The organism is Streptomyces iranensis (assembly GCF_017874715.1).
Taxonomy (GTDB): domain Bacteria; phylum Actinomycetota; class Actinomycetes; order Streptomycetales; family Streptomycetaceae; genus Streptomyces; species Streptomyces iranensis.
Genome location: NZ_JAGGLR010000038.1, coordinates 23,368 through 44,916 on the forward strand (window position 1 = coordinate 23,368; position 21,549 = coordinate 44,916).

Sequence of the window (21,549 nt, forward strand, 5' to 3'; positions counted from 1 at the left end):
CCCGAGCCCACCCGACGACGAGGAGTGCCCATCATGGCCGCACCGCTGGTCCGCCCCCGCCACGACAAGAAGATTGCCGGTGTCTGCGCCGGTCTCGCCCGGCGCTTCGGGACCACCCCGACGACGATGCGGGTGCTCTTCGTGGTGTCGTGTCTGCTGCCGGGGCCGCAGTTCCTGCTCTATCTCGCGCTGTGGGTCCTGCTTCCGGCGGAGGACGCCTACCGCGAGGCGTGGTGACCCGGCGCGCCGACGCCACGGCGTAACCCCGCATAGGTACCCCATAAGGAAATGGCCGGGCCGCACACCCCCTTCGGGATGTGCGGCCCGGCGGTGTGCCCAGGTGGGATTCAGCCCAGCTTGATGAGGCCGCCGGTCGGCAGATTCCCCAGCGGGAGCTGCCCCAGCATGCCCTGGGCGGGCTTGGCCTGGGGGGCGGCGGGCTTCGCCGCGGGCTGGCCGGCGGTTGGCTGCCCCGGGGCGGCGACACGGCCCGCGGAGCCACCGGGGACCGGCGCCGCGGACGCGGCACTGCCTCCGGCGACGACGGCGGCGGCACCGAGGGCAATGACACCGAGAGTCTTGAGGGTTCCCTGCTTCATCAGAAATCTGTCCTTGAGACGGGGGCTTGACCGATACGGAAACGTAGCCATGGATTTCGGCTGCCCGCAAACACCGAAAACGGCCTTCGCTGCTCCGCCCAGATCGTGTGCCGGACGCGCCCGCTCAGTCGCTCTCGGGCACGGAATCCCTGGTCACAGCCGACGCGGAGGCCACATTGCGGAACAGCCATTCGGACTTCAACTCGGCGTATCCGGGCTTGATCACGTCATTGATCATCGCCAGACGTTCGTCAAAAGGAATGAAGGCCGATTTCATCGCATTGACCGTGAACCATTGCATGTCGTCAAGCGTGTAATGGAACGTTGATACAAGATGCTGGAATTCTCCGCTCATGCTCGTCCCGCTCATCAGACGATTATCCGTATTCACGGTGGCGCGGAAATGCAGTCGGCGGAGCAGTCCGATGGGGTGCTCGGCATAGGAACTGGCCGCGCCGGTCTGGAGGTTGGAGGTCGGGCACAGCTCCAGCGGGATGCGCTTGTCGCGGACGTACGAGGCGAGGCGGCCGAGGGAGAGGGAGCCGTCGTCGCCGACCTCGATGTCGTCGATGATGCGGACGCCGTGGCCCAGCCGGTCGGCGCCGCACCACTGGAGCGCCTGCCAGATGGACGGCAGCCCGAACGCCTCGCCCGCGTGGATCGTGAAGTGGTTGTTCTCCCGCTTCAGATACTCGAAGGCGTCCAGGTGTCGGGTGGGCGGGAAACCGGCCTCGGCGCCCGCGATGTCGAAGCCGACCACGCCCAGGTCGCGGTAGCGGTTGGCGAGTTCGGCGATCTCCAGGGCGCGGGCCGCGTGGCGCATCGCGGTCAGCAGCGCGCCGACGCGGATGCGGTGGCCGTTCTCCCAGGCCCGGCGCTCACCCTCGCGGAAGCCCTCGTTGACCGCCTCCACGACCTGCTCCAGGGTCAGCCCGCCCTCCAGGTGCTGCTCGGGGGCGTAGCGGATCTCGGCGTAGACGACACCGTCCTCGGCGAGGTCCTCGGCGCATTCGGCGGCGACCCTGACGAGCGCGTCGCGGGTCTGCATCACACCGACGGTGTGGGAGAACGTCTCCAGATAGCGCTCCAGCGACCCGGAGTCCGCCGCCTCGCGGAACCAGATGCCCAGCTTGTCGGGCTCGGTCTCCGGGAGCGCGTCGTACCCGGTCTCCCTGGCGAGGTCGACGATGGTGGCCGGGCGCAGCCCACCGTCGAGGTGGTCGTGCAGCAGCACCTTGGGCGCGCGGCGGATCTGTTCGGGGGTGGGCTCATGGGTGTGCTCGCTCGTCATCTGGGCAGCGTAGCCCCTACGCGCGTAGAACGTGCGGGATAGATACCCAACAGTGACCCGCACGGGTAGTGGAGTACACCAATCCTTCTGCGATCGTGTCGCCATGGCTCAGCAAGCGTTGCCCGAGCGGGGCGCACGGCTGGGGCGGCCGATGGGCGCGGCCGCCGCGCGAACGACCGTACATGGTGTGGTGCTGCTGCTCCCCGAGGGGGAGCCCAGCGGCACCAGACGGCCGTCCAGACTCTCGGTGGCCGCCACTCTGCCGCTGGCCCGGCGGCTGGTCCGGGCGGGCCGGGAGGAGGGGCTGGCCGCCCATGTCGTCCACTACCGGCGCCGGGGCTGGAACGGTGCGGCCGCCGACGCCGCGTCGGATACGGCGTGGGCCGTGGAGGAGGTGGTGCGGCGCTACGGCGACGTACCGGTCTGCCTCGTGGGCCACGGCATGGGCGGGCGCGCGGCTCTCCGCGCCGCCGGGCACGAAGCCGTCACCTCGGTGGTGGCGCTGGCGCCCTGGCTTCCGGCGCCGGACGAGGTGCTCGAACCCGAGCCGGTGAAACAGCTGGTCGGCCGGCAGGTGCTGATCGCCCACGGCACGAACGACGAGCGCACCGACCCCGATCTGTCCTACCGGCTGGCGGAACGGGCGAAGAAGGCCAACCGCGATGTGTGCCGCTTCGAGGTGCACACCGACGGGCACGGGCTGCATCAGCACCGCTCCGAGGTGCAGGCGCTGGCCGCGGACTTCCTCCTCGGCTCCCTCTTCCACTCCGGCTTCTCCCGCCCGGTGGCCGACGCGCTGGCGGCTCCCCCGCCGCTGGGCCTGCGGATGCCGCTGGCGGCGGGCTTCGGGGCGAACCTGGGCCGCTGAGTGCTTGGTTGTGCGGCTGGGGTGCGTCTTGGTTGTGCGGCTGGGGTGCGTCGAGGGCCGGGTTCGCTGTCGGGTGCGGCGCCGTCTCGCGCCTTCGGCGCCTTTGAGCAGCGGGGCAGGGTGTGGGGGGCGCGGGCCTCGCTGCCGGGCGCCGGGCCGGTGGGTGTGGGCGCCGGGGCGGCTTCCGTGCTCGATGGCCGAGGTCCCGCCGGACCCTCCCTCCGGGTACCCCTCCAAAAAACGCTTGATCTGACGCAACTAATTCATCAAGCGACTTTTAGGGGGTACCCCTCCGCTGTCCGGCATCGGCCCCGGGCCACCTTCGCCGCCACCGGCGCTCACCCCCACCGGCCCGGCACCCGGCGACGCGGGCCCGGCCCGGCACCCCCGACCCATGCTCAAATGCGCCGAAGGCGCGAGACGAAAGCCGCACCTGACCGAGCAGGCCCGCGCAGGCCCCCACGAACCGGGCCCGCACGGGCGAAGGGGCCGCCCCGCCGGACAGTGGCGGGGCGGCCCCTTCGGGCTTCAGGCGGTGCGCCCCGAAGGGGCGCGGGGCTGTATCGATGTGCGGCTCCGCCGCGGCTGTGTCGATATGCGGCTCCGCCGCGTGGGCGACCAGCCACGGCGGCGCCGCAGATGACCGACGGCAGGTCGGGGCACTACGCCGGCACGCCGACCAGCCCGCGCCGTTCGGCCCGCGCCTTCCGCGTCGCGTACACCGTGATCGCCGCCGCGCCGCCTACGGCCACCAGGCCCATGGCGACCGTGCCGCCCCACCCGGCCGTGTGGAAGGCGAACGCGCCCAGCGCACCGCCCACGCTGCTGCCGATGTAGTACGACGCCTGGTAGAGCGCCGCGGCCTGGGCGCGTCCGGTCTTGGCCGTACGGCTCACCGCCGAGGACGCCGCCGCGTGGCCCGCGAAGAAGCCCGCGGTGATCAGCACCAGACCGGCGAGCACCGCCGGGATCGAGTTCAGCAGGGACAGCAGCAGTCCGGCCGCGGTCGTGGACACCGCCACGTACAGCGCGCCGCGCCGCCCGAGCCGGCCGACGAGCTTGCCGGTGGCGGCCGAGGAGACCGTGCCGACCAGGTAGATCAGGAAGATCGAGCCGACCAGGCTCTGGGAGAGCCCGAAGGGCTCGGCCACCAGGCGGTAGCCGATGACCGTGTAGACCCCGCCGAAGACCGTCATGAACAGCGCGCCGATCGCGTACAGCCTGCACAGCAGCGGATCGGAGAGATGTCCGGCGAGGGTGCGGGCCAGCGCCCGCGGGCTCACCTCGGCCGGGGCGAAGTGCCGGGCCTTGGGCAGCAGCATCCGGAAGGACACCGCGCACAGCAGCGCCATCACGCCGACCGCGGCGAGCGCGGCCCGCCAGCCCCAGGCGTCCGCCACCCAGCCGGTGACGATCCGGCCGCTCATCCCGCCGACGCTGTTACCGGCCACGAACAGCCCGATCGTGCCGATCAGCGCCTTCGGGTGGACTTCCTCCGAGAGATACGCCATCGCGGAGGCCGGGATCCCGGCCAGCGCCGCGCCCTGGACCGCGCGCAGCCCAATCAGCCAGCCCAGGTCCGGTGCGAAGGGCACCAGCAGGGCGAGGACGACCGCGACCGTGAGCGAGACGGTCATCATGGCGCGTCGGCCGAACCGCTCGGACAGCGCGCTCAGCGGCACCACCGCGAGCGCGAGGCCGAAGGTGGCCGCGGAGACGCTCCAGCTGGCCTGGTCCGCCTGGACCCGCAGATCGTCGGAGATCGCGGGCAGCAGCGCCTGGGTCGAGTAGAGCAGGGCGAAGGTGGCGAGCCCCGCGGTGAAGAGGGCGAGCCGCATCCGGAGGTAGCCGGGGTGGCCCGGACTCATCCGCTCGGACTCGGTGGGGTTCTGGTTCGAGGACGGCGAAGCGGAGGCGTCCACGCGGTGGTTCCCGGTGGACGCCCTGGTATCGGCAGGAGGCATGGTTCGACCGTACGTAACCACGGTTGATGCGTCCAATGCACGGAATGGCGATAATCAATCCACAGCCGCATGAGTAAAGGTCAGGGCCGCCCGTGTCACGCATCAGTTACGAAAACGACATTCCGGTGACAGCAGATGTCGAGGTGGAGTCCTGGGCCGCCGCGCTCACCCCGCGCCTCGCCCAGTTCGCCGCCGTCGCCCGCCATGAGCATGTGACGCGTGCCGCACAGGAGTTGGGGGTGCCCCAGTCCACGCTCAGCCGGGCGATGGTCCGGCTGGAGGAGGACCTGGGCGTGTCGCTCTTCGCCCGCCGGGGCCGTACGGTGGCGCTCACCCCGGCCGGACGGACCTTCCTGCGCTCGGTCGAACGGGCCCTCGCCGAGGTCGACCGCGCCGCCGAGTCCGTACGGGCCGACGCCGACCCCGCGGCGGGCCGGGTCTCGTTCGGCTTCCTGCACACGCTGGGGACCGAGACCGTGCCCGGCCTGATCCGGAGCTTCCGGGTGGACCATCCGCGGGTGCGCTTCCAGCTGGTCCAGAACTACGGCGAGGCAATGATCGAGCGAATGCGCGCGGGCGGCCTCGACCTGTGTCTGACCTCCCCGGTGCCGGACGCCCCCGACCTGGTCGCCCGCCGCCTGGACGAACAGCGGCTGCGGCTGGTGGTCCCCGACGACCACCGGCTGGCCGGACGCCGCCGGGTCCGGCTCGCCGAGGCCGCCTCGGAGCTGTTCGTCACCCTGGAACCGGGCTACGGACTGCGGCGCATCACGGACGCGCTGTGCGCCGAGGCGGGCTTCACCCCGAGGGTCGCCTTCGAGGGTGAGGAGGCGGAGACCCTCCGCGGCCTGGTCGCCGCAGGCCTCGGCGTGGCCCTCCTCCCACCCCCGGCGGTCCCCCGCCCCGGCGTGGCCGAGCTGACCGTCACCGCCCCACGCGCCGTCCGCGAGATCGGCGTCGCCTGGCTGGACGGCCACCCGGACACACCCCCGGTGGCGGCCTTCAAGAAGTTCCTGCTGAGCCGCCGGGGCCAGCTGCTGACGTAGGCCAGTCGCCGAGGCAGGCCAGTCGCTGACGTAGGCCAGTCGCCGGCGCAGGGGTCAGACGAGCGCTTCGACCGCCAGCGCGGTGGCCTTCGCGATCAGGGGGTCGACGGCCTCGGCGTCCTGCTCCGGCCGCGTGGAGAGGACGGCCAGCGCGATCGGCGCCCGGTCCGGGGGCCACGCGATGCCCACGTCGTTGGTGGTGCCATAGCGGCCGGTCCCGGTCTTGTCCCCCACGGTCCAGCCGCCCGGAACACCGGCCCGGATGCGCGCGTCGCCCGTGGTGTTCGCCACCAGCCAGCCCGCCAGCCGCTTCCGGTCCCCGGCCTCCAGCGCGCGGCCCACGGCGAGCCCCGCGTAGGTCCGCCCGATGGCGCGCGGAGTGGTGGTGTCGGTCACCCGCCCCGGCTCGGCCGAGTTCAGATCCGGCTCCCAGCGGTCGAGCCGGGTGATCCCGTCCCCCAGGGAGCGGCAGAACCGGGTGACCGCGGTGGGGCCGCCGAGCTGGCGCAGCAGGAGGTTCATGGCGCCGTTGTCGCTGTAGGAGATGGCCGCGGCGCAGAGCTCCTCGACGGTCAGCCCGTTCGCGATGTTCTCGGGCGTACCGGTGATCGGGATGTGCCCGGCCGTCTTGACGTCGTCCTCGGTGTAGCGGATGCGCCGGGCGAGGTACTCCCCGTCCCGGTCCAGATCTCTGAGCACGGCCCCGACCGCGAGGGTCTTGGAGACCGAACAGATCGGGAACCGCTCATCGGCCCGGTGCACCACGGCCCGCCCCGTACCGGTGTCGAGCGCGAACACCCCCAGCCGCGCCCCGTACTCCCGCTCCAGCTCCCGCATCCGCCCCGGAATCCCCGCCGCGGCCCGTGCCCCGGTCGGCACCAGTACGGCGAGTGCCGTACCGGCGCCGAAGGAGAGCAGTGCACGGCGGGATGTACTGGCGCCTATGGTCTTCACAGCGGGACGTCCTCTCGTTGCGCTGATCGTTTCGCAACGAAAGACGCCCGGGTCGGGCGACCCGTTCCCTAGATCTTCTCCGCCGTCCGCGGCCTCGCCCTTCCAGCCCTGCTGCCGAATGCGGCCGAATGCGGCCGAAGCGGCTTACCCCTGGGCGATGCGGTCCAGAACGATCGGGGTGGCGGTGAATTCCGTGTTCGCCGGGGCGTAGGCGATCGCGTCGGCCAGGGCTTCCAGGGCGTAGGGGAAGGCCGACGGGGTGTCGGTGTGGAGGGTGAGGAGGGGCTGGCCGGCGGTGATGTGGTCGCCTGGTTTGGCGTGGAGTTCTATGCCCGCGCCCGCCTGTACCGGGTCCTCCTTGCGGGCGCGGCCCGCGCCCAGGCGCCAGGCGGCGAGGCCCACCGCGTAGGCGTCCAGGCGGCTGAGGACGCCGGTCGACTCGGCGTGGAGGACGTGGTGTTCGCGGGCCACCGGGAGCGGCGCGTCCGGGTCGCCGCCCTGGGCTGCGATCATGCGGCGCCAGTGGTCCATCGCGGTGCCGTCGGCGAGGGCCTTGGTGGGGTCGGCGTCCTTCAGGCCTGCCGCGTCCAGCATCTCGCGGGCCAGGGCCAGGGTGAGCTCGACGACGTCGGCCGGGCCACCGCCCGCCAGGATCTCCACGGACTCGCGGACCTCGAGGGCGTTGCCCGCCGTCAGGCCGAGTGGAGTGGACATGTCGGTGAGCAGGGCGGTCGTACGGACGCCGTGGTCGTTGCCGAGGCCGACCATCGTGGTGGCCAGCTCACGCGCGGAGCCGATGTCCTTCATGAAGGCGCCGGAGCCCACCTTGACGTCCAGGACCAGGGAGCCGGTGCCCTCGGCGATCTTCTTGGACATGATCGAGGAGGCGATGAGCGGGATCGACTCGACCGTGCCGGTGACATCGCGCAGCGCGTACAGCTTCTTGTCGGCCCTGGCCAGCCCCTCGCCCGCCGCGCAGATCACCGAGCCGACGTCGCGGAGGACGGCCAGCATGTCGCCATTGGTCAGCTGGGCGCGCCAGCCGGGGATGGATTCCAGCTTGTCCAGGGTGCCGCCGGTGTGGCCCAGGCCCCGGCCGGAGAGCTGCGGTACGGCGGCTCCGCAGGCGGCCACGAGGGGGGCGAGCGGCAGGGTGACCTTGTCGCCGACGCCGCCGGTGGAGTGCTTGTCGGAGGTCGGGCGCGGCAGGGAGGAGAAGTCCATCCGCTCACCGGACGCGATCATCGCGGCGGTCCAGCGGGCGATCTCGGCCCGGTCCATGCCGTTGAGGAAGATCGCCATCGCGAGCGCGGACATCTGCTCGTCCGCCACCTCGCCGCGCGTATAGGCGTCGATGATCCAGTCGATCTGGGCGTCGGTGAGGCGGGTGCCGTCGCGCTTGGCGCGGATGACGGAGATGGCGTCCATGGGGGCTGTACGGGGCCTTTCGTGTTCAGGGGGCCGACCGGGCGGGCCGAGGGGGCGCGGGCCGAGGCGGCGCGGGCCGAGGCGGCGCACGCCGAGGGGGCTCGGGCGTCAGCCGTGGGTCGCGGCGCGGCGCAGGTCGGCGGGGCCGAAGGCGTCCGGAAGGAGTTCGGCGAGCGGGCGGATGCCCGTGGCGGTGTCCATCTGGAGCTCCGGGCCGCCGTGCTCCCAGAGCAGCTGACGGCAGCGGCCGCAGGGCATCAGCACGGTGCCCTCGCGGTCGCAGCAGGTGAAGGCAGTGAGGCGGCCGCCGCCCGAGGCGACGAGGGAGGAGACCAGACCGCATTCGGCGCACAGCGCGACGCCGTACGCGGCGTTCTCCACATTGCAGCCGCTGACGGTCCGGCCGTCGTCAACGAGCGCGGCGGCGCCCACCGGGAAGCCGGAGTAGGGGGCGTAGGCCCGGGACATGGCGTCCCGGGCCTGTACTCGCAGCGACTCCCAGTCGGGGGCCGCGGCGGCGGTAGTGGTCATGTGCCCTGTCCCTTCCGGTAGGGCCTGTTGTTCGCCTTGGGCATCCGCAGCCGCTGTGAGGCGAGCCCCATGACCAGCAGGGTCACGATGTACGGCGTGGCGCTGACCAGGCCGCCTGGGACCGTGTCGGACAGGGCGTACCACAGCAGCAGCGCGACGGCCGCGGCGCCGGACACCGCGCCCGCGACATAACTCTTGCGGACAATCCGCCAGGCCGCCAGCGCGGCGAGGCCGAGCGCGACCAGGAGCAGCAGGGCGTGCACGGTCGCCCCGCCGTTGCGCAGCTGGAGCGCGTCGGAGTAGCCGAAGAGACCGGCGCCCATCGCGAGCCCGCCCGGCCGCCAGTTGCCGAAGAGCATGGCGGCGAGGCCGATGTAGCCGCGGCCGCCGGTCTGGCCCTCGTTGTAGATGTGCGAGCGGACGAGGGCGAGGAAGACGCCGCCGAGCCCGGCGAGGCCGCCGGAGATCACCACGGCCGCGTACTTGTAGAGGTAGACGTTGACGCCGAGGGACTCGGCCGCCGTCGGGTTCTCACCGCAGGACCGCAGCCGCAGTCCGAACGAGGTACGCCACAGGGCGAAGAAGCTGCCCACGACCAGCAGGACGGAGACGACGGTCAGCGCCGAGATGTCGGTGACCAGGCCGCCGAGGATGCCCGCGACGTCCGAGACCAGGAACCAGTGGTGGTTCTCCAGGTCGGCGAGCCAGTCGGACAGTCCGGGGACGGTGAACGTCTGGATGGGATCGACCTGCGGGGAGTTCTTCGGGGAGCCGCCGATGTCGGCCAGCGGCTCGAACCAGCGCTTGGCCAGATAGGTGGTGGCGCCGAGGGCGAGGATGTTCATCGCCACACCGGAGATGATGTGGTCCACTCCGAAGGTGACGGTGGCCACCGCGTGGACCAGTCCGCCGAGCGCGCCGCCGAGGACGCCCGCGAGCACCCCCACCCAGGGGTTGGTCTGGTAGCCGGCCCAGGCGCCGAAGAAGGTGCCGAGGATCATCATGCCCTCGAGGCCGATGTTGACCACACCGGCCCGCTCGGACCACAGCCCGCCGAGGCCCGCGAGGCCGATGGGCACGGCCATGGAGAGCGCGGCGCCGATCTGCCCGGCGGAGGTGACGCGGTCGAAGTCCGCCTGCTGGGCGGCGTCGACGAGCGCCCGCAGCACCGACAGCGCGATCAGCGCCCCGGCGACGATCAGCAGCACCTTGCCCAGGGACATCCGGGAGGCGGGCCCGTTCCCCTTGCCCGGCGTGCTCGTGCTCTTGGTGGTGGTCACCGTGGCACTCATGCCGGCACCTCCTGCTTGTCCGTACCCTTGTCGGCCTTGGCCTGGGCGGCGAGCTCCGCGCCCACCCTCTGCTGCTGGCGCTTGAGCCCGTAGCGGCGCACCAGTTCGTACGCGATGACGACGCACAGGACGATCACGCCCTGCATCACACCGACGATCTCCTTGTCGTAGTCCTCGAACTCCAGGCGGTTGGCGCCGCGCTCGAGGAAGCCCCACAACACGGCGGCCAGGCCGATGCCGACCGGGTTGTTGCGGCCGAGCAGCGCGATGGCGATACCGGTGAAGCCGATGCCGGTGGGGAAGTCGGAGGTGAACTGGTGGGTGTCGTTGAGCAGGGTCGGCATGCCGATCAGACCGGCCATCGCGCCCGAGAGCAGCATGCTGGTGAGCACCATGCGCTTGACGTTGACGCCGCTGGCCTGGGCGGCGGACTCGGAGCGGCCCACCGCGCGCAGGTCGAAGCCGAACCGGGTGCGCCCGAGCAGGAACCAGAAGCCGGCGCCCGCGAGCGCCGCGACCACGATGAAGCCCCAGATGGGGTCGAGGTCGCCGCCCGCCGGGATGGTGAAGAAGTGGCTGGAGGACGGCAGTGGGTCGGTGGCCACGATGTTGGTCTGCTTGTCGAGATCGGCCAGCCGCCCGTCCACCAGCAGATAGCTGATGACGATGCCCGAGAGGGAGTTCAGCATGATGGTGCTGATCACCTCGCTGACGCCCCGGTAGACCTTCAGCAGACCGGCGATGGACGCCCACATGGCGCCGACGAGCATGCCGACCAGCAGGATCAGCGGGATCTGCACCAGCCCGGGGAGCTTCAGCGCCCCGCCGACGACGGCGGCGAAGAAGGCGGCGAGCCGGTACTGGCCGTCGACGCCGATGTTGAAGAGGTTCATCCGGAAGCCGATGGCCACCGCGAGCCCCGCCAGGTAGTACGTGGTCGCCTTGTTGAGGATGTAGACCTGGCTGTCGGCCTTCACGCCGTAGTCGAACATGATGCCGAAGGCGTTGAACGGCTCCTTGCCGGTCGCCAGCAGCACCAGCGCGGTCACCACGAACGCGGCGGCGAGCGCCAGCACCGGGGCCGCGACCGCGAGCAGTACCCGCTCCTTGTCCAGCTTCTTCATCGGCCCTCTCCCCCGGTCGCGGTTCCGGCCTCGGTCCCGGCCCCTGTCGCGGCCCCTGTCGCGGCCCCGGTCCCTGTCGCGGCCCCGGCCCCGGTCCCTGTCGCGGCCCCGGTCCCGTCGTCCGCCGGGCCCTCCAGATGGCCGGAGGCGGCGCCGGTCATGGCCGAGCCCAGCTCCTCCGGGGTGATCGTGGCGGGGTCGGCGTCGGCGACCAGCCGGCCGCGGTACATCACCCGCAAGGTGTCGGACAGGCCGATCAGCTCGTCCAGGTCGGCCGAGATCAGCAGCACGGCCAGGCCGTCCCGGCGCGCGGCGCGGATCTGGTCCCAGATCTGCGCCTGGGCGCCCACGTCCACACCCCGGGTGGGGTGCGCGGCGATCAGCAGCTTGGGGTGGTGGCTCATCTCCCGGCCGACGATCAGCTTCTGCTGGTTGCCCCCGGACAGCGAGGCCGCGGTGACCTCGATCCCCGGCGTACGCACGTCGTACTCGGCGACGATCCGCTCGGTGTCGCGCCGGGCGGCGGCCGGGTTGAGCAGCCCGGCCCTGCTGTTGGGCTCCTCGGTGACATGGCCGAGGATGCGGTTCTCCCACAGCGGCGCCTCCAGCAGCAGTCCGTGCCGGTGGCGGTCCTCGGGGATGTAGCCGATGCCGTCCTCGCGCCGCTTGCGGGTGGGCGCGTGGGAGATGTCGGCGCCGTCGAGGGTGATGGTGCCGGCGTCGGGGTCGCGCATGCCCATGATGGCCTCGACCAGTTCGGCCTGGCCGTTGCCCTCCACACCGGCGATGCCGAGGACTTCGCCCTTGCGGATGGCGAAGTCGATGTCGTCGAGCACGGCCCGCTCCACCCCGTCCACATCGGTGGCGGTCAGCCGCAGCGCGTCCACGACGAGCAGGTCGGTGTCGGTGACGGTGGATTCGCGGGTCTCGGGCGAGGGCAGCTCGCTGCCGACCATCAGCTCGGCCAGCTGCCGGGGGTTGGTCTCGGACGGCACGACGGAGGCGACCGTGGTGCCGCGCCGGATGACGGTGATGTCATCGGCCACGGACAGCACCTCGCCCAGCTTGTGCGAGATGAACAGCACCGTCAGGCCCTCGGACTTGAGCTCGCGGAGGTTGTCGAAGAGCGCGTCGACCTCCTGCGGGACGAGCACGGCGGTCGGCTCGTCGAGGATCAGCGTCCGGGCGCCCCGGTAGAGGACCTTGAGGATCTCCACCCGCTGACGGTCCGCCACGCCCAGGTCCTCGACGAGGACGTCGGGGCGGACGCCCAGCCCGTAGGCGTCGGAGATCTCCTTGATCCGGGCCCGCGCCCTGCCGGCGATGCCGTGCAGCTTCTCGGCGCCGAGGACCACGTTCTCCAGCACGGTGAAGTTGTCGGCGAGCATGAAGTGCTGGTGCACCATGCCCACGCCGCGGGATATGGCGTCCGCCGGGGAGTGCAGTTCCACCGTCTCGCCGTCGATCGCGATGGTGCCCTCGTCCGGGCGCTGCATCCCGTAGAGGATCTTCATCAGGGTCGACTTGCCCGCGCCGTTCTCGCCCACGAGGGCGTGCACGGTACCGCGGCGCACGGTGATGTCGATGTCGTGGTTGGCGACGACTCCGGGGAACCGCTTGGTGATTCCGCGGAGTTCTACGGCGACGTCCGTGACGGCACCGGCGGGAGCGCCCTTGGGTGGGCTGGCGGCTTTGATGGCGCACTCCTGAGGGGCGGAGGGGGGTGGGGCTGGCCGGGGGCCGGACCGGCCGGGGTACGCCACGGACCCGGGCGGACCCGGGCGGACCCGGGGCGGGTGCCCGGGGGTGCCGTGCGGGTCCGTGGCGCGAAGGGGTCAGTCCTTGTAGGTGTCCTGGACCTTGATCTGACCGTCGATGATCTTCTTCTTGGCCGCCTCGATCTTCGGCTTGATGTCGTTGATGAAGCCGCCGGAGTAGGAGAGGGAGACGCCGCCGCGCTTGAGGTCGTAGCTCTGGACGCCGCTCTCGGGCTTCTTGTCCTTCACGACGCTCTTGATGAAGTCGTAGACCGAACCGTCCACGGTCTTGACCATGGAGGTCAGGATCGCCTTCTTGTACTGGGCCAGGCCCTTGTCGTAGTACTGGTCGCCGTCGACGCCGATCGACCAGGTGCCCTTCTTACCGGCGGTCGCCTCGATGGCGCCCGCGCCGGAGCCGCCGGCCGCGGAGAAGATCACGTCGACCTTGTTGGAGAGCATGCCCTCGGCGATGTCCTTGCCGCGGTCCGGCATGCCGAAGCCCTTGGGCGAACCGACCTGCACCCACTGGACGTCCAGGGATGCCTTGGGGTTGGTGTCCTTCAGGCCCTGCTGGAAGCCGCCCGCGAACTTCTTGATCAGCGCGCTGTCGGTGCCGCCGATGAAGCCGACCTTGTCGGACTTGGTCTTCAGCCCCGCTGCGACGCCGGCGAGGTAGGAGCCCTCGTGCTCGGCGGAGACCAGGCTGGCCACGTTCTTGGCGTCGACGACCGAGTCGACGATGGCGAAGTCGGTGTCCTTGTACTTCTTGGCGGCCTTGGTGAGCGAGGGGGTCCACGCGTAGCCGACGCCCACGACGGGGTTGTAGCCCGCCTCGGCGAGGCTCGCCAGCTTGTCGTAGCGATCGGCGTCCGTGTCGCCGTCCTTCGCCGTCAGCTCCTTGCCCTTGACGTCGAAGTCCTTCAGTGCCTTGTCATAGCCCTTGGCGGCGGAGTCGTTGAAGGAGTGGTCCCCACGGCCGCCCACGTCGTAAGCCAGACCGATACCGGCGTCCTTGCTTCCCTCTTCGGAACTGCTGCCACACGCGGTGACGGAAAATGCGAGAGCCGCGGTGGCAATGCCCGCGACAGCTATCGTGGATACCCGGCGCACGAGGGTCCCCTCTGATGATCTCGAAGCGCCCCTTGCGGCGCTGGCTCCGGCGCATCGTAACGCGCGTAGATGCCAGATAAAGGCCCCTTAGGAAGCCGTTATCGGATCGTCGCGAACCTCTCGTGTCCGCCAGGTCTACACAACGTTCCAGCCGGGTAAAACGGCCGCGATTACGCCCGGGTACGTCCCTGTATGTGCCCAGCGGGCGAGGGGCGTGTCAGGTGAGCGGAGCCAGAGCCGCTGTCCGCCGGGGGACACGGTCAGCCCGAAGTCGCCGGGGTCCGGGCTGCCGTCGTTCACGTACGCCTTGTGCACGGCGGTGGCCTCGTCCCACAGCCGCCGTGGGCCGTACTGCCACACCTCCTGCCGGGTGACCGTGGCCGCCGACCCGTTCCGATCGTGGAGCCAGATCTGATACCCGCCGTCCGGTGCTCCGTCGGCCATGACCACACCCGGCAGTTTCGCGCCCGCGTAGAGGGCGAAACCGAGGCCCGCCATGGTCTCGGCGGGAAGCGCGCCGGTGCTGCTGCGCCGACCGGTTCCGCTGTCCACCGGGAGGTCCGGGCCAGGGCGCTCCGAGCGCATCGGCATGAACCGGGCACCGCCGACGAACCGGCCGGAGGCCACCCCGTCACCGCCCACGTCGAGCCGCACCAGAGCCCCGGACCAGATGTCCCCCGCCAGCGGGGCGAGGATGAGCCCGCCCGGCTTGGTCTGCCGTACCCATGCGTACGGGATGCGGCGCACCGAACAGGTCGCGATGATCCGGTCGTACGGCGCCCCGGACTCCCACCCCCGTGCGCCGTCGCCCCATACGACGTCGGGGCTGTACCCGGCCTCCTCGATGACCTTCGCGGCCTTCTCCGCCAGCACGGGGTCGACCTCGACGGTGGTGACGTTCTGGCTCCCCAGACGCGCGGCGAGCAGCGCGGCGTTCCAGCCGCTGCCGGTGCCGATCTCCAACACCCGCTGCCCGTCGGCGACCTCGAGCGCGGTGAGCATGCGGGCCACCATCGTGGGCATGGAGTTGGACGAGGTCGCGATACCCGGACCGTCACGCTGCCCGTCGTCCACCTGCGTCACGATCGGCACATCCCGGTAGACGAGGTCCCACCAGGCCACGTCCGTCGTGACGGAAACGCATGTGGCCCGCTGCTCCCAGATGTCACCGGGGATGAAGTGGTGGCGTGGAACGGCGTCGAAGGCCGGACGCCAGGCGTCCGGCAGCTCGCCGGAGGCGGCGAGAACTTCCAGCAACGCCGCGTGACGCGGTCGCCAGTCCTCGGGCATGGCCCTCACTTCTCCCTCGGGGGCAGTGTGCCGTCCGGCGGGGGCGGTGGCGGGGGCGTCCATGGCTTGATCGGGGCGGGATCGCCGTTGTACTTGTTCTCGGCGGTCATAGTTCTACCTCCTGGGTGCGGGTGCTTGGGCGTCTGCGTTGGAGGCGCATTCCGGCCGGGCCTGCCGCGCAGCCTCCTCATAGGCACGGAGCAGCCGCTCCCCGGTCTCACACCCGGCACCGGGTGTCCGGCAGGCGAGGCAGCCCGCGGCGTGCTCGATGGCGGCGCGCCACGCCTCGTCGGCGAACGGATCCTTGGTTTGCTCGGCGGCCGTCATCGAGTCCTGCCCTGGTCGAGCGCGCGGCGCCTTGCGGCGGCCTCGGCGACGGCATCGCGCTGGTAGGTCCCGGTATGGCGCGGGCAGGCGTAGATGGTGCGTCCGGCTCCGCTGCCGCCGTGCTGGACGTCGACGATGACCGGTTCGTCGGTGGGGAGTTCGCAGCGATAGCAGGTCCGGCGGCCCTGCGGGACCGGGCCCAGCTCGGCGCGGTCGGCCTCGGCCAGCGCTTCCCACAGCTTGAAGGCGTCGGTGAGGTAGTGATCTGCCGAGAGCGGCACGCGCCAGTGGGTGCCGGGGCCCTCCGTCCTGGAGGTGGGCGGCACGCCGAGGTAGGTGCGCTCGTCGGTCAGCTCGGTGAGGACGCGGACCTGCCGCAGGCGCCAGCTCTCAGCGGAACCCACCTCGATGAACCAGTAGAGAGTCCCGTACTTGTCCTGGATGACGGCGCCGGTGTCGTCACCGAGCAGTTCCAGGGCGCGCTCGCCGACGAGGGGCGCGGCCCGCACGGAGTCCCACCATTTGCCTGCGGGTAACGCCTCGACATCCACGGCGGGCGGTGGCATCCACGGCAAGCGACAGGCGTCGTTCGACTTCATGGTTTCTCCCGACATTATCGGAGAAGGGTTGGCACACATCGAGATTGGTGGCGTGACAGCGATCACGGAATATCCGGCAGGTGTTACCGAGGCGGTAATACGCTCGTTCTTGGTTCGGTACACAGCATCGGTGCGCTTACGATCAACCGGAGTTGGACCGCCTATGAACGCCACCACCCCCGGCCCGCTCGCCCCGGACGTCCTCGACAGAGACGACCTGCGCCGAGCCCTGGAAGAGCACGACTTCGCCGCCGCGTTCACCCTGATCAAAAAATGGGGCGGACTGTCACAAAACCGAATCGCCGCAGCCTGTCGGCTCACCCCAGGCAAGGTCTCCACGATCATGAACGGATCCAGTCGGGTCACTTCCATAGAGGTCATCCGCCGGATCGCGGACGGGCTACACATCCCCGGACAGCTCGTCGGCCTCGCGCCCCGGCCATGGGAAAGCGCAGACTCCGCGCCCCAAGAATTACAGACAGCCCGCGCCCACCCAGAGCAAGCAGATACCGACGCCGTACCGTGGCGGCCAGACGCCACCGTCGACTTGGCCGCCAACCTCACCAGGAGCGACCTGATGGACCGCCGAGCCGTGACGCGCTCCCTCGCGGGCATCGTCACCGGTGCGCCGCTTCTCGACACTCTCGACGGGTGGCGCACACCCGCCGCAGCCGACGGCCGACCACGTCGCCCCGGCCGCCTGGGCACTCGCGAAGTGGACGAGCTGGAAACCACCGCGCGCGCCTTCCGCCAGTGGGGCCGCGCCGGTGGAAGCGGCCTCTGCAGAAAGGCCGTCGTAGGGCAGCTCGCTGAGGTGGCTGCCGCCCTCGACGAGCACCAGGCCCCGGCGGTCGAACGGCGTCTCTACACCGTCATGGCCGAACTCGCAGGCACAGCGGCCTCCATGTCATGGGACATAGGCCAGCAGCGCCGTGCCCAGGACTACTATCGGCTGGCACTCCGAGCGGCTCACGCCGGTGGCAACTCCCTCTTCGGCGCAAACGTGCTGGCGGGCATGGCCCGGCAGATGCTGTACCAAGACCGGCCACACGACGCCTTGGAACTGGTGCGCCTGGCCCAGGACGGCGTGCGCCGCACTGCTGGTTCCAGGCTGCGGGCGATGCTCCACACCCGCGAGGCGTGGGCACTGGCCAGCATGGATCGCCCGTCAGGTTTCCGCCGCGCAACCGCACAGGCCGCCGACGCGCTCGGCTCCATTGACCGGAACGAAACCGAGTCGTACTGGATCGGCTACTTCAACGAAGCCGAGCTTGCCGGAGTCACCGGAGGCAGACTCCTGGAGATGGCTCGCTCCCAGCCCCGTGCCTACGCGGACCAGGCTGCCGACCATATCCGTACCGCCCTGGAACAGCGGGGCCCGGAAGCCGGCCGCGGCTACGCCCTCGACTGGATCGGCCTGGCCGAATGCGCCTTCCTTCTGGGCGACACGCAGAGCGCGGCCGACTACGCGCAACGCGCTGTCGACGCCGCGTCCAGCCTTCGCTCCGGTCGCGTGCGCGTACAGCTGGCACAGCTGTACCCCTACACAGTGGGAGACGGCGTACCCCGGGCCGTGGCTGACGTGCGCGGTAGCATCCGGAGCCTGCTGACCGCATGATGAGGAAGGCGCGATGACGACGATCGCTGTGACGGGGCACATGGACATCACCGACGCGTCGATGCCGCTGGTGCGGGGAGAGCTGGACAAGATCCTTGCCGCCTATGAGCCCTCCGGCCTGGTAGGAGTGTCGTGCATCGCGAAAGGCAGCGACAGCCTCTTCGCGGACGCGGTCCTGGCCGCAGGCGGGCGCCTGGCCGTGGTGATCCCTTCAGAGGACTACCGGCAGGCGAAGGTGAAGCCAGAGCATGCCGAAACTTTCGACCGGCTGGTAGAGGCGGCGGACGAAGTGCTGGTGATGCCTCATGCCACGGCAAACCGTCAAGCGTACGAAGCGGCGAACGCCGTGCTGTTGGAGCGTGCCGATCGGCTGGTGGCCGTGTGGAACGGCCGGCCGCCCACGGGCAAGGGCGGCGGGACGGCGGACGTGGTGCACCAGGCGCGCGAGGCAGACATCCCTGTGGATGTCGTCTGGCCGGACGGGGCGTCCCGCCGGGCATGACGAAAGCCCCCCGGCCCGGCACGCGGGCCGGACGGGAGCCCGTCGCGCTCATAGTCAGTGCAGGGCTTCGATGGCCTTCAGGATCAATGCCCGCGCCTTGGCCCCGTACACGGCCATGCCGCGCAGTTGCTCGAACGCCTTCCCGTACATAGCGATCTCTGACGGCTGAGTGACGTTCACTTCGGCGGAGAGCAACTCGACGGACACCAGCGTGTCGTCGTGCACGTCGAATGTCTCCTGCGGCCACAGAACTCGCTCGCGCGTTCCGGCCGGGATGATGCCGAACGACACCTGCGGCAGGGCCCCCGCAGTCAGCAAGTAGCCCAGTTGGGCAGCCATCGCTTCCGCGTTGCCGAGCTGGTAATAGAGCACGGCCTCCTCGATGAGAAACACATAACGGTGTCCCGGCTCGTGGATGACCTGCGACCGCTCAAGGCGGGCCGCCGCAGCCTCCGCCCCGTCGTCGGGGACCTCAAGGAACCGGGCATTCATCGACAGCAGCGCCCTCGCGTAGCCCTCCGTCTGCAACAGGCCGGGGACCAGGACTGGCGAATAGACGCGCAGCAGTTTCGTCGACCGGTACAGCTGTGTGTAGCTGTCCTGGAGCTTGGCCAAGCCGGTCCGGACACGGCGCCGCCACTCCCGGTAGAGGGACTCGGCGTGCTGCGACGCCGCGATCAGGTCCACGACCTGGTCGGAAGCGTCTACCTCGCGGCACCACAGGCGAATATCCGTCGGTGAGGGCGGGGTGCGGGCGTTCTCGATCCTGGATGTCTTGGCGTGGTGCCAGCCGCACCGGGAGGCCAGCTCAGTAACCGTCAGTCCGGCATTTCTCCTCAGGTCGCGCAGCTGGCGCGCCACGTTCTCGCGGGCGGCTTGGGCTGAGGATGACGGTGAGATGGACATGAACTGACCGTGGTGCTCCCTGTTAGTGGATCTCGTACTGGTCGTGTGGGATCGCGCGATCCCACACCGCTTCGAACGCGTCCGAGCACTGCTTGACGATGACTGGCTCGGTCCGCAACTCCATGTCCGGGTCGGCCCAATTGCCGTCTCCGCTGAAGTGGTTGAACAGAACCTGCGTCCCGTCGAAGAGCCACAGGTCTGCGCCCGGAAGCATCAGGTCGACGGCCTGTCGGCGGGGAAGCCACCGCACCTGCTCGCCTGCGGCGACGTTCACGACAGCGCCAGCATGTTCGTAGCGGATGTAGTCGGTGACCGGCTCTGACACGATCCGGGCCCGGCGCACGACGAGGCCACGTGCGACGGCGCGGGAGATCATGTCGGTCCACGGCGCCCAGTACTCGGAGGTCGGGTCGACGTCCCGGCGCCCGGTGGCCAGCCAGGTATTGAAGTCGTCGGCTTCGTCGCCGACGGCGTATTGGTCGCGCATCTCGAGGTGTACTGCGGAGTGCTGCGCAGCCTGGAACAGTTCGTCAAAGCTGGGCACGTTCTGCGGCATCGCAAGCCTCCCTCAGGACCGGGACCAGACGGGCCGGGATACGGATGACCGTTTCGTGCTCGGGAATACCAGGGGCGTGCCCCGGCGCCGGCGTCTGAACGCACTGGGTGCGGGTGGCGTCATCGGCGGTGTAGCCCAGGATCACGATGTCCGCAGTCTCCTGGTCCACCCAGGCCGTGGGTGATCCGTTCTTGCCGGTGTCGGGGTCGATCCCGATGAACTGTAAGGGCATGGTCGTCTCCCGTGTCGTGCGCAGATGTGCACCAATTTCCTCCGGTGGTGTGGCCTCGTCAAGGACACGAATAAGCCTTGTAGCACGGTGGAACCTTGCACGCACATCCATGCACATCGCTGGCTGTACTGCGCATCTCACTCCTAGTGTCGCCGGGTACGCCCAAACCCCGGCGAGGCGGCGGAGCCTCCCGGGGCGCGGCCAACGCCACGAGGAGCGCCAGCATGGCCACTTCCACCGCCCAGAAGGTCATCGTCCACGACGACGAGAACACCACTGCCCCGTGCGAGGCGGGCCTCCAGCTCCGCGAGGAGTGGCGCACGGTCCTGGAGCACGCCGCAGGCTGCCTGGCCTGCCGGACGCCCGGCGCCGTCTGCTCGGAGGGCGGGCGGCTGCTACGCACCTACGAGGAGGCCGTGCGCCAGACCCGGTCGGGAGGCAGCGCATGAGGCACCATCGCCAGCCTTCTGCCGCGCGGGCAGCACCGCTCGTCTTGCATGCCGCCCGGATGCACATGCCGCTCCGCGCGGTCCCCGCACTGCTGGTGCTCGGAGTCCGCCGCTGCTTCGGGAGTACTCAGGCCCCATAAACCGGGGTGGGCTGCTGATGTTCCGGGCCCCGTACCGGACGACGGCGCCGACGGCCCGCCCTCCAAGACCCCCTGCCGGTCGATACAGCCAGGCACGGCCACCGACAAGGCAGAGGTGAAGGGACTCCGGCCGAGACCGCGGGCCGGAGTCCCGTCCAGCAAGGCTCGCCCCGAGCTCCCGCTTGCAGGCCAGTGGCCGGGACGAGCACCGCGCCATCGCGCGGGGACACCCCTGCGCGAGTGAACTCACCGGAGGCCCCATGCGATTACAGCACGTCGTCGTCCGTCAGGACCCCGAGGACGGCGACACCATGCCGGACACCGACGCCCCGTCACCGAGCGGCCGGACACCCGGCGACTCGGACGACGGCCGCCAGTACGCCAACTAGCCGACGTACGGCGCCCGGGGCAAACGGCGACCCGCGCTCCGGAAGCGCGGGCCGCCACCCACCGCGCAGGAGGTACTCCGGATGACCGTTCCGCCCCCGCCCATGCCCAGCCACTGGCACTGCTACCGCTGGACCGGAGAGCGCCGCACCTACGACGACGAGTCCGCCCGGCGGCCACCGCACCTCGTCGTAGCGGACATCCCGCCCCAGGAGTGGACGCGGATCGCGGCGGCCAGCCCCGCCTTCATGGCAAGCGACGTGCCCCCGCTGGAGGTACCGCACTGGCTGCTCCGTCCGGCCAGAATGATCAAGGCCACGTTCGAGGCACCCGACAAAGCCGCCGCCTGGTACAGAGACCAGGTCGGCGACTTAAGCCGGTCCTTCCTCACCGACCACGACAACGACTCCTCCCGGCAGGCCGAGCGGTTCGCGGCAGCGGATGACCGGCTCGGCTGGGGCGGGGACGTCGTAGGCGGCTGGTATCTCCGTGGCACCGGATTCGCCTCGGTCCAAGTCATCGCCTGCAGCGCGAACCGCATCCGCCCGACGATCCCGTGCCCGATGGGCTGACGCC

At 70.6% G+C, this 21,549-nt stretch carries 24 protein-coding genes; 8 read left to right on the forward strand and 16 right to left on the reverse strand.

The window, feature by feature from the left end; all coding sequences use genetic code 11:
- The first annotated feature begins 33 nt into the window (after positions 1-33).
- Positions 34-237 carry a PspC domain-containing protein gene (locus J2Z30_RS45745; protein WP_020870700.1) on the forward strand — a complete coding sequence of 68 codons (204 nt, stop codon included), beginning with the start codon at positions 34-36 and terminating at the stop codon, positions 235-237.
- A 110-nt stretch (positions 238-347) separates the two neighbouring features.
- Here the strand turns inward: J2Z30_RS45745 and J2Z30_RS45750 are convergent, their stop codons facing one another.
- Positions 348-599: a hypothetical protein gene (locus J2Z30_RS45750; protein ID WP_044574099.1), complete on the reverse strand. Its 252-nt coding sequence runs from the start codon at positions 597-599 to the stop codon at positions 348-350.
- Between the two features lie 124 nt (positions 600-723).
- Positions 724-1,890 carry an adenosine deaminase gene (locus J2Z30_RS45755; RefSeq protein WP_044574096.1) on the reverse strand — a complete coding sequence of 389 codons (1,167 nt, stop codon included), beginning with the start codon at positions 1,888-1,890 and terminating at the stop codon, positions 724-726.
- Positions 1,891-1,993: 103 nt separating this feature from the next.
- On the opposite strand from J2Z30_RS45755, the gene J2Z30_RS45760 reads away from it, so the two are divergent.
- A complete protein-coding gene (locus tag J2Z30_RS45760; protein ID WP_044574093.1) occupies positions 1,994-2,758 on the forward strand; it encodes an alpha/beta hydrolase in 765 nt (254 codons plus the stop codon).
- Between the two features lie 662 nt (positions 2,759-3,420).
- Here the strand turns inward: J2Z30_RS45760 and J2Z30_RS45765 are convergent.
- On the reverse strand, positions 3,421-4,722 hold the full coding sequence (locus tag J2Z30_RS45765; protein WP_044574088.1) for an MFS transporter: 1,302 nt from the start codon (positions 4,720-4,722) through the stop codon (positions 3,421-3,423).
- A 92-nt stretch (positions 4,723-4,814) separates the two neighbouring features.
- On the opposite strand from J2Z30_RS45765, the gene J2Z30_RS45770 reads away from it, so the two are divergent.
- The gene (locus J2Z30_RS45770) at positions 4,815-5,768 is read left to right on the forward strand and encodes a LysR family transcriptional regulator (RefSeq protein ID WP_052701524.1); all 954 of its coding nucleotides are present in this window, start codon (positions 4,815-4,817) and stop codon (positions 5,766-5,768) included.
- 54 nt (positions 5,769-5,822) lie between these two features.
- On the opposite strand, the gene bla is transcribed toward J2Z30_RS45770, so the two are convergent.
- From bla to J2Z30_RS45820, 10 genes are all read right to left on the reverse strand, one after another.
- Positions 5,823-6,722 carry a class A beta-lactamase gene (gene bla, locus J2Z30_RS45775; protein WP_044574083.1) on the reverse strand — a complete coding sequence of 300 codons (900 nt, stop codon included), beginning with the start codon at positions 6,720-6,722 and terminating at the stop codon, positions 5,823-5,825.
- 144 nt (positions 6,723-6,866) lie between these two features.
- Positions 6,867-8,150 carry a thymidine phosphorylase gene (locus tag J2Z30_RS45780; RefSeq protein WP_044574080.1) on the reverse strand — a complete coding sequence of 428 codons (1,284 nt, stop codon included), beginning with the start codon at positions 8,148-8,150 and terminating at the stop codon, positions 6,867-6,869.
- 108 nt (positions 8,151-8,258) lie between these two features.
- A complete protein-coding gene (locus tag J2Z30_RS45785) occupies positions 8,259-8,681 on the reverse strand; it encodes a cytidine deaminase (RefSeq protein ID WP_044574076.1) in 423 nt (140 codons plus the stop codon).
- Positions 8,678-9,973, reverse strand: coding sequence for an ABC transporter permease (locus J2Z30_RS45790; protein WP_044574073.1), 1,296 nt, complete (start codon positions 9,971-9,973; stop codon positions 8,678-8,680). The genes J2Z30_RS45785 and J2Z30_RS45790 overlap by 4 nt, the downstream gene beginning before the upstream one ends.
- Entirely contained in the window at positions 9,970-11,097 is a 1,128-nt protein-coding gene (locus J2Z30_RS45795; RefSeq protein WP_044574070.1) for an ABC transporter permease, read from the reverse strand. The genes J2Z30_RS45790 and J2Z30_RS45795 overlap by 4 nt, the downstream gene beginning before the upstream one ends.
- Entirely contained in the window at positions 11,094-12,794 is a 1,701-nt protein-coding gene (locus J2Z30_RS45800; RefSeq protein WP_078957366.1) for an ABC transporter ATP-binding protein, read from the reverse strand. Before J2Z30_RS45800 ends, J2Z30_RS45795 begins: the two co-directional genes overlap by 4 nt.
- A gap of 138 nt (positions 12,795-12,932) precedes the next feature.
- A complete protein-coding gene (locus J2Z30_RS45805; protein ID WP_044574067.1) occupies positions 12,933-13,967 on the reverse strand; it encodes a BMP family lipoprotein in 1,035 nt (344 codons plus the stop codon).
- Between the two features lie 135 nt (positions 13,968-14,102).
- Complete coding sequence (locus tag J2Z30_RS45810) at positions 14,103-15,257, reverse strand: methyltransferase domain-containing protein (RefSeq protein ID WP_052701522.1); 1,155 nt, start codon at positions 15,255-15,257, stop codon at positions 14,103-14,105.
- Positions 15,258-15,371: 114 nt separating this feature from the next.
- Positions 15,372-15,584, reverse strand: coding sequence for a hypothetical protein (locus J2Z30_RS45815; protein WP_078956833.1), 213 nt, complete (start codon positions 15,582-15,584; stop codon positions 15,372-15,374).
- Positions 15,581-16,183 (reverse strand): hypothetical protein, encoded by a 603-nt coding sequence (locus tag J2Z30_RS45820; RefSeq protein ID WP_044574061.1) that lies wholly within the window; start codon positions 16,181-16,183, stop codon positions 15,581-15,583. The genes J2Z30_RS45815 and J2Z30_RS45820 overlap by 4 nt, the downstream gene beginning before the upstream one ends.
- Positions 16,184-16,346: 163 nt before the next feature.
- On the opposite strand from J2Z30_RS45820, the gene J2Z30_RS45825 reads away from it, so the two are divergent.
- Positions 16,347-17,801, forward strand: coding sequence for a helix-turn-helix domain-containing protein (locus tag J2Z30_RS45825; RefSeq protein WP_044574058.1), 1,455 nt, complete (start codon positions 16,347-16,349; stop codon positions 17,799-17,801).
- 13 nt (positions 17,802-17,814) lie between these two features.
- Positions 17,815-18,303 (forward strand): hypothetical protein, encoded by a 489-nt coding sequence (locus J2Z30_RS45830; protein WP_044574055.1) that lies wholly within the window; start codon positions 17,815-17,817, stop codon positions 18,301-18,303.
- Positions 18,304-18,357: 54 nt separating this feature from the next.
- Here the strand turns inward: J2Z30_RS45830 and J2Z30_RS45835 are convergent, their stop codons facing one another.
- The 3 genes from J2Z30_RS45835 to J2Z30_RS45845 are packed head-to-tail and all read right to left on the reverse strand — an operon-like array spanning position 18,358 to position 19,997.
- Positions 18,358-19,209 carry a helix-turn-helix domain-containing protein gene (locus J2Z30_RS45835; protein ID WP_044574052.1) on the reverse strand — a complete coding sequence of 284 codons (852 nt, stop codon included), beginning with the start codon at positions 19,207-19,209 and terminating at the stop codon, positions 18,358-18,360.
- A 22-nt stretch (positions 19,210-19,231) separates the two neighbouring features.
- Positions 19,232-19,765, reverse strand: a complete 534-nt coding sequence (locus J2Z30_RS45840; protein WP_044574049.1) for a DUF6879 family protein — start codon at positions 19,763-19,765, stop codon at positions 19,232-19,234.
- Positions 19,740-19,997, reverse strand: coding sequence for a hypothetical protein (locus J2Z30_RS45845; protein WP_044574046.1), 258 nt, complete (start codon positions 19,995-19,997; stop codon positions 19,740-19,742). Before J2Z30_RS45845 ends, J2Z30_RS45840 begins: the two co-directional genes overlap by 26 nt.
- 224 nt (positions 19,998-20,221) lie before the next feature.
- Between J2Z30_RS45845 and J2Z30_RS45850 the strand changes: the two genes are divergently transcribed.
- From J2Z30_RS45850 to J2Z30_RS45855, 3 genes are all read left to right on the forward strand, one after another.
- The gene (locus J2Z30_RS45850; RefSeq protein WP_044574044.1) at positions 20,222-20,446 is read left to right on the forward strand and encodes a hypothetical protein; all 225 of its coding nucleotides are present in this window, start codon (positions 20,222-20,224) and stop codon (positions 20,444-20,446) included.
- 400 nt (positions 20,447-20,846) lie between these two features.
- Positions 20,847-20,975 (forward strand): hypothetical protein, encoded by a 129-nt coding sequence (locus J2Z30_RS51215; protein WP_281062844.1) that lies wholly within the window; start codon positions 20,847-20,849, stop codon positions 20,973-20,975.
- An 81-nt stretch (positions 20,976-21,056) separates the two neighbouring features.
- The gene (locus J2Z30_RS45855; protein ID WP_052701521.1) at positions 21,057-21,545 is read left to right on the forward strand and encodes a hypothetical protein; all 489 of its coding nucleotides are present in this window, start codon (positions 21,057-21,059) and stop codon (positions 21,543-21,545) included.
- Positions 21,546-21,549: the final 4 nt, after the last annotated feature.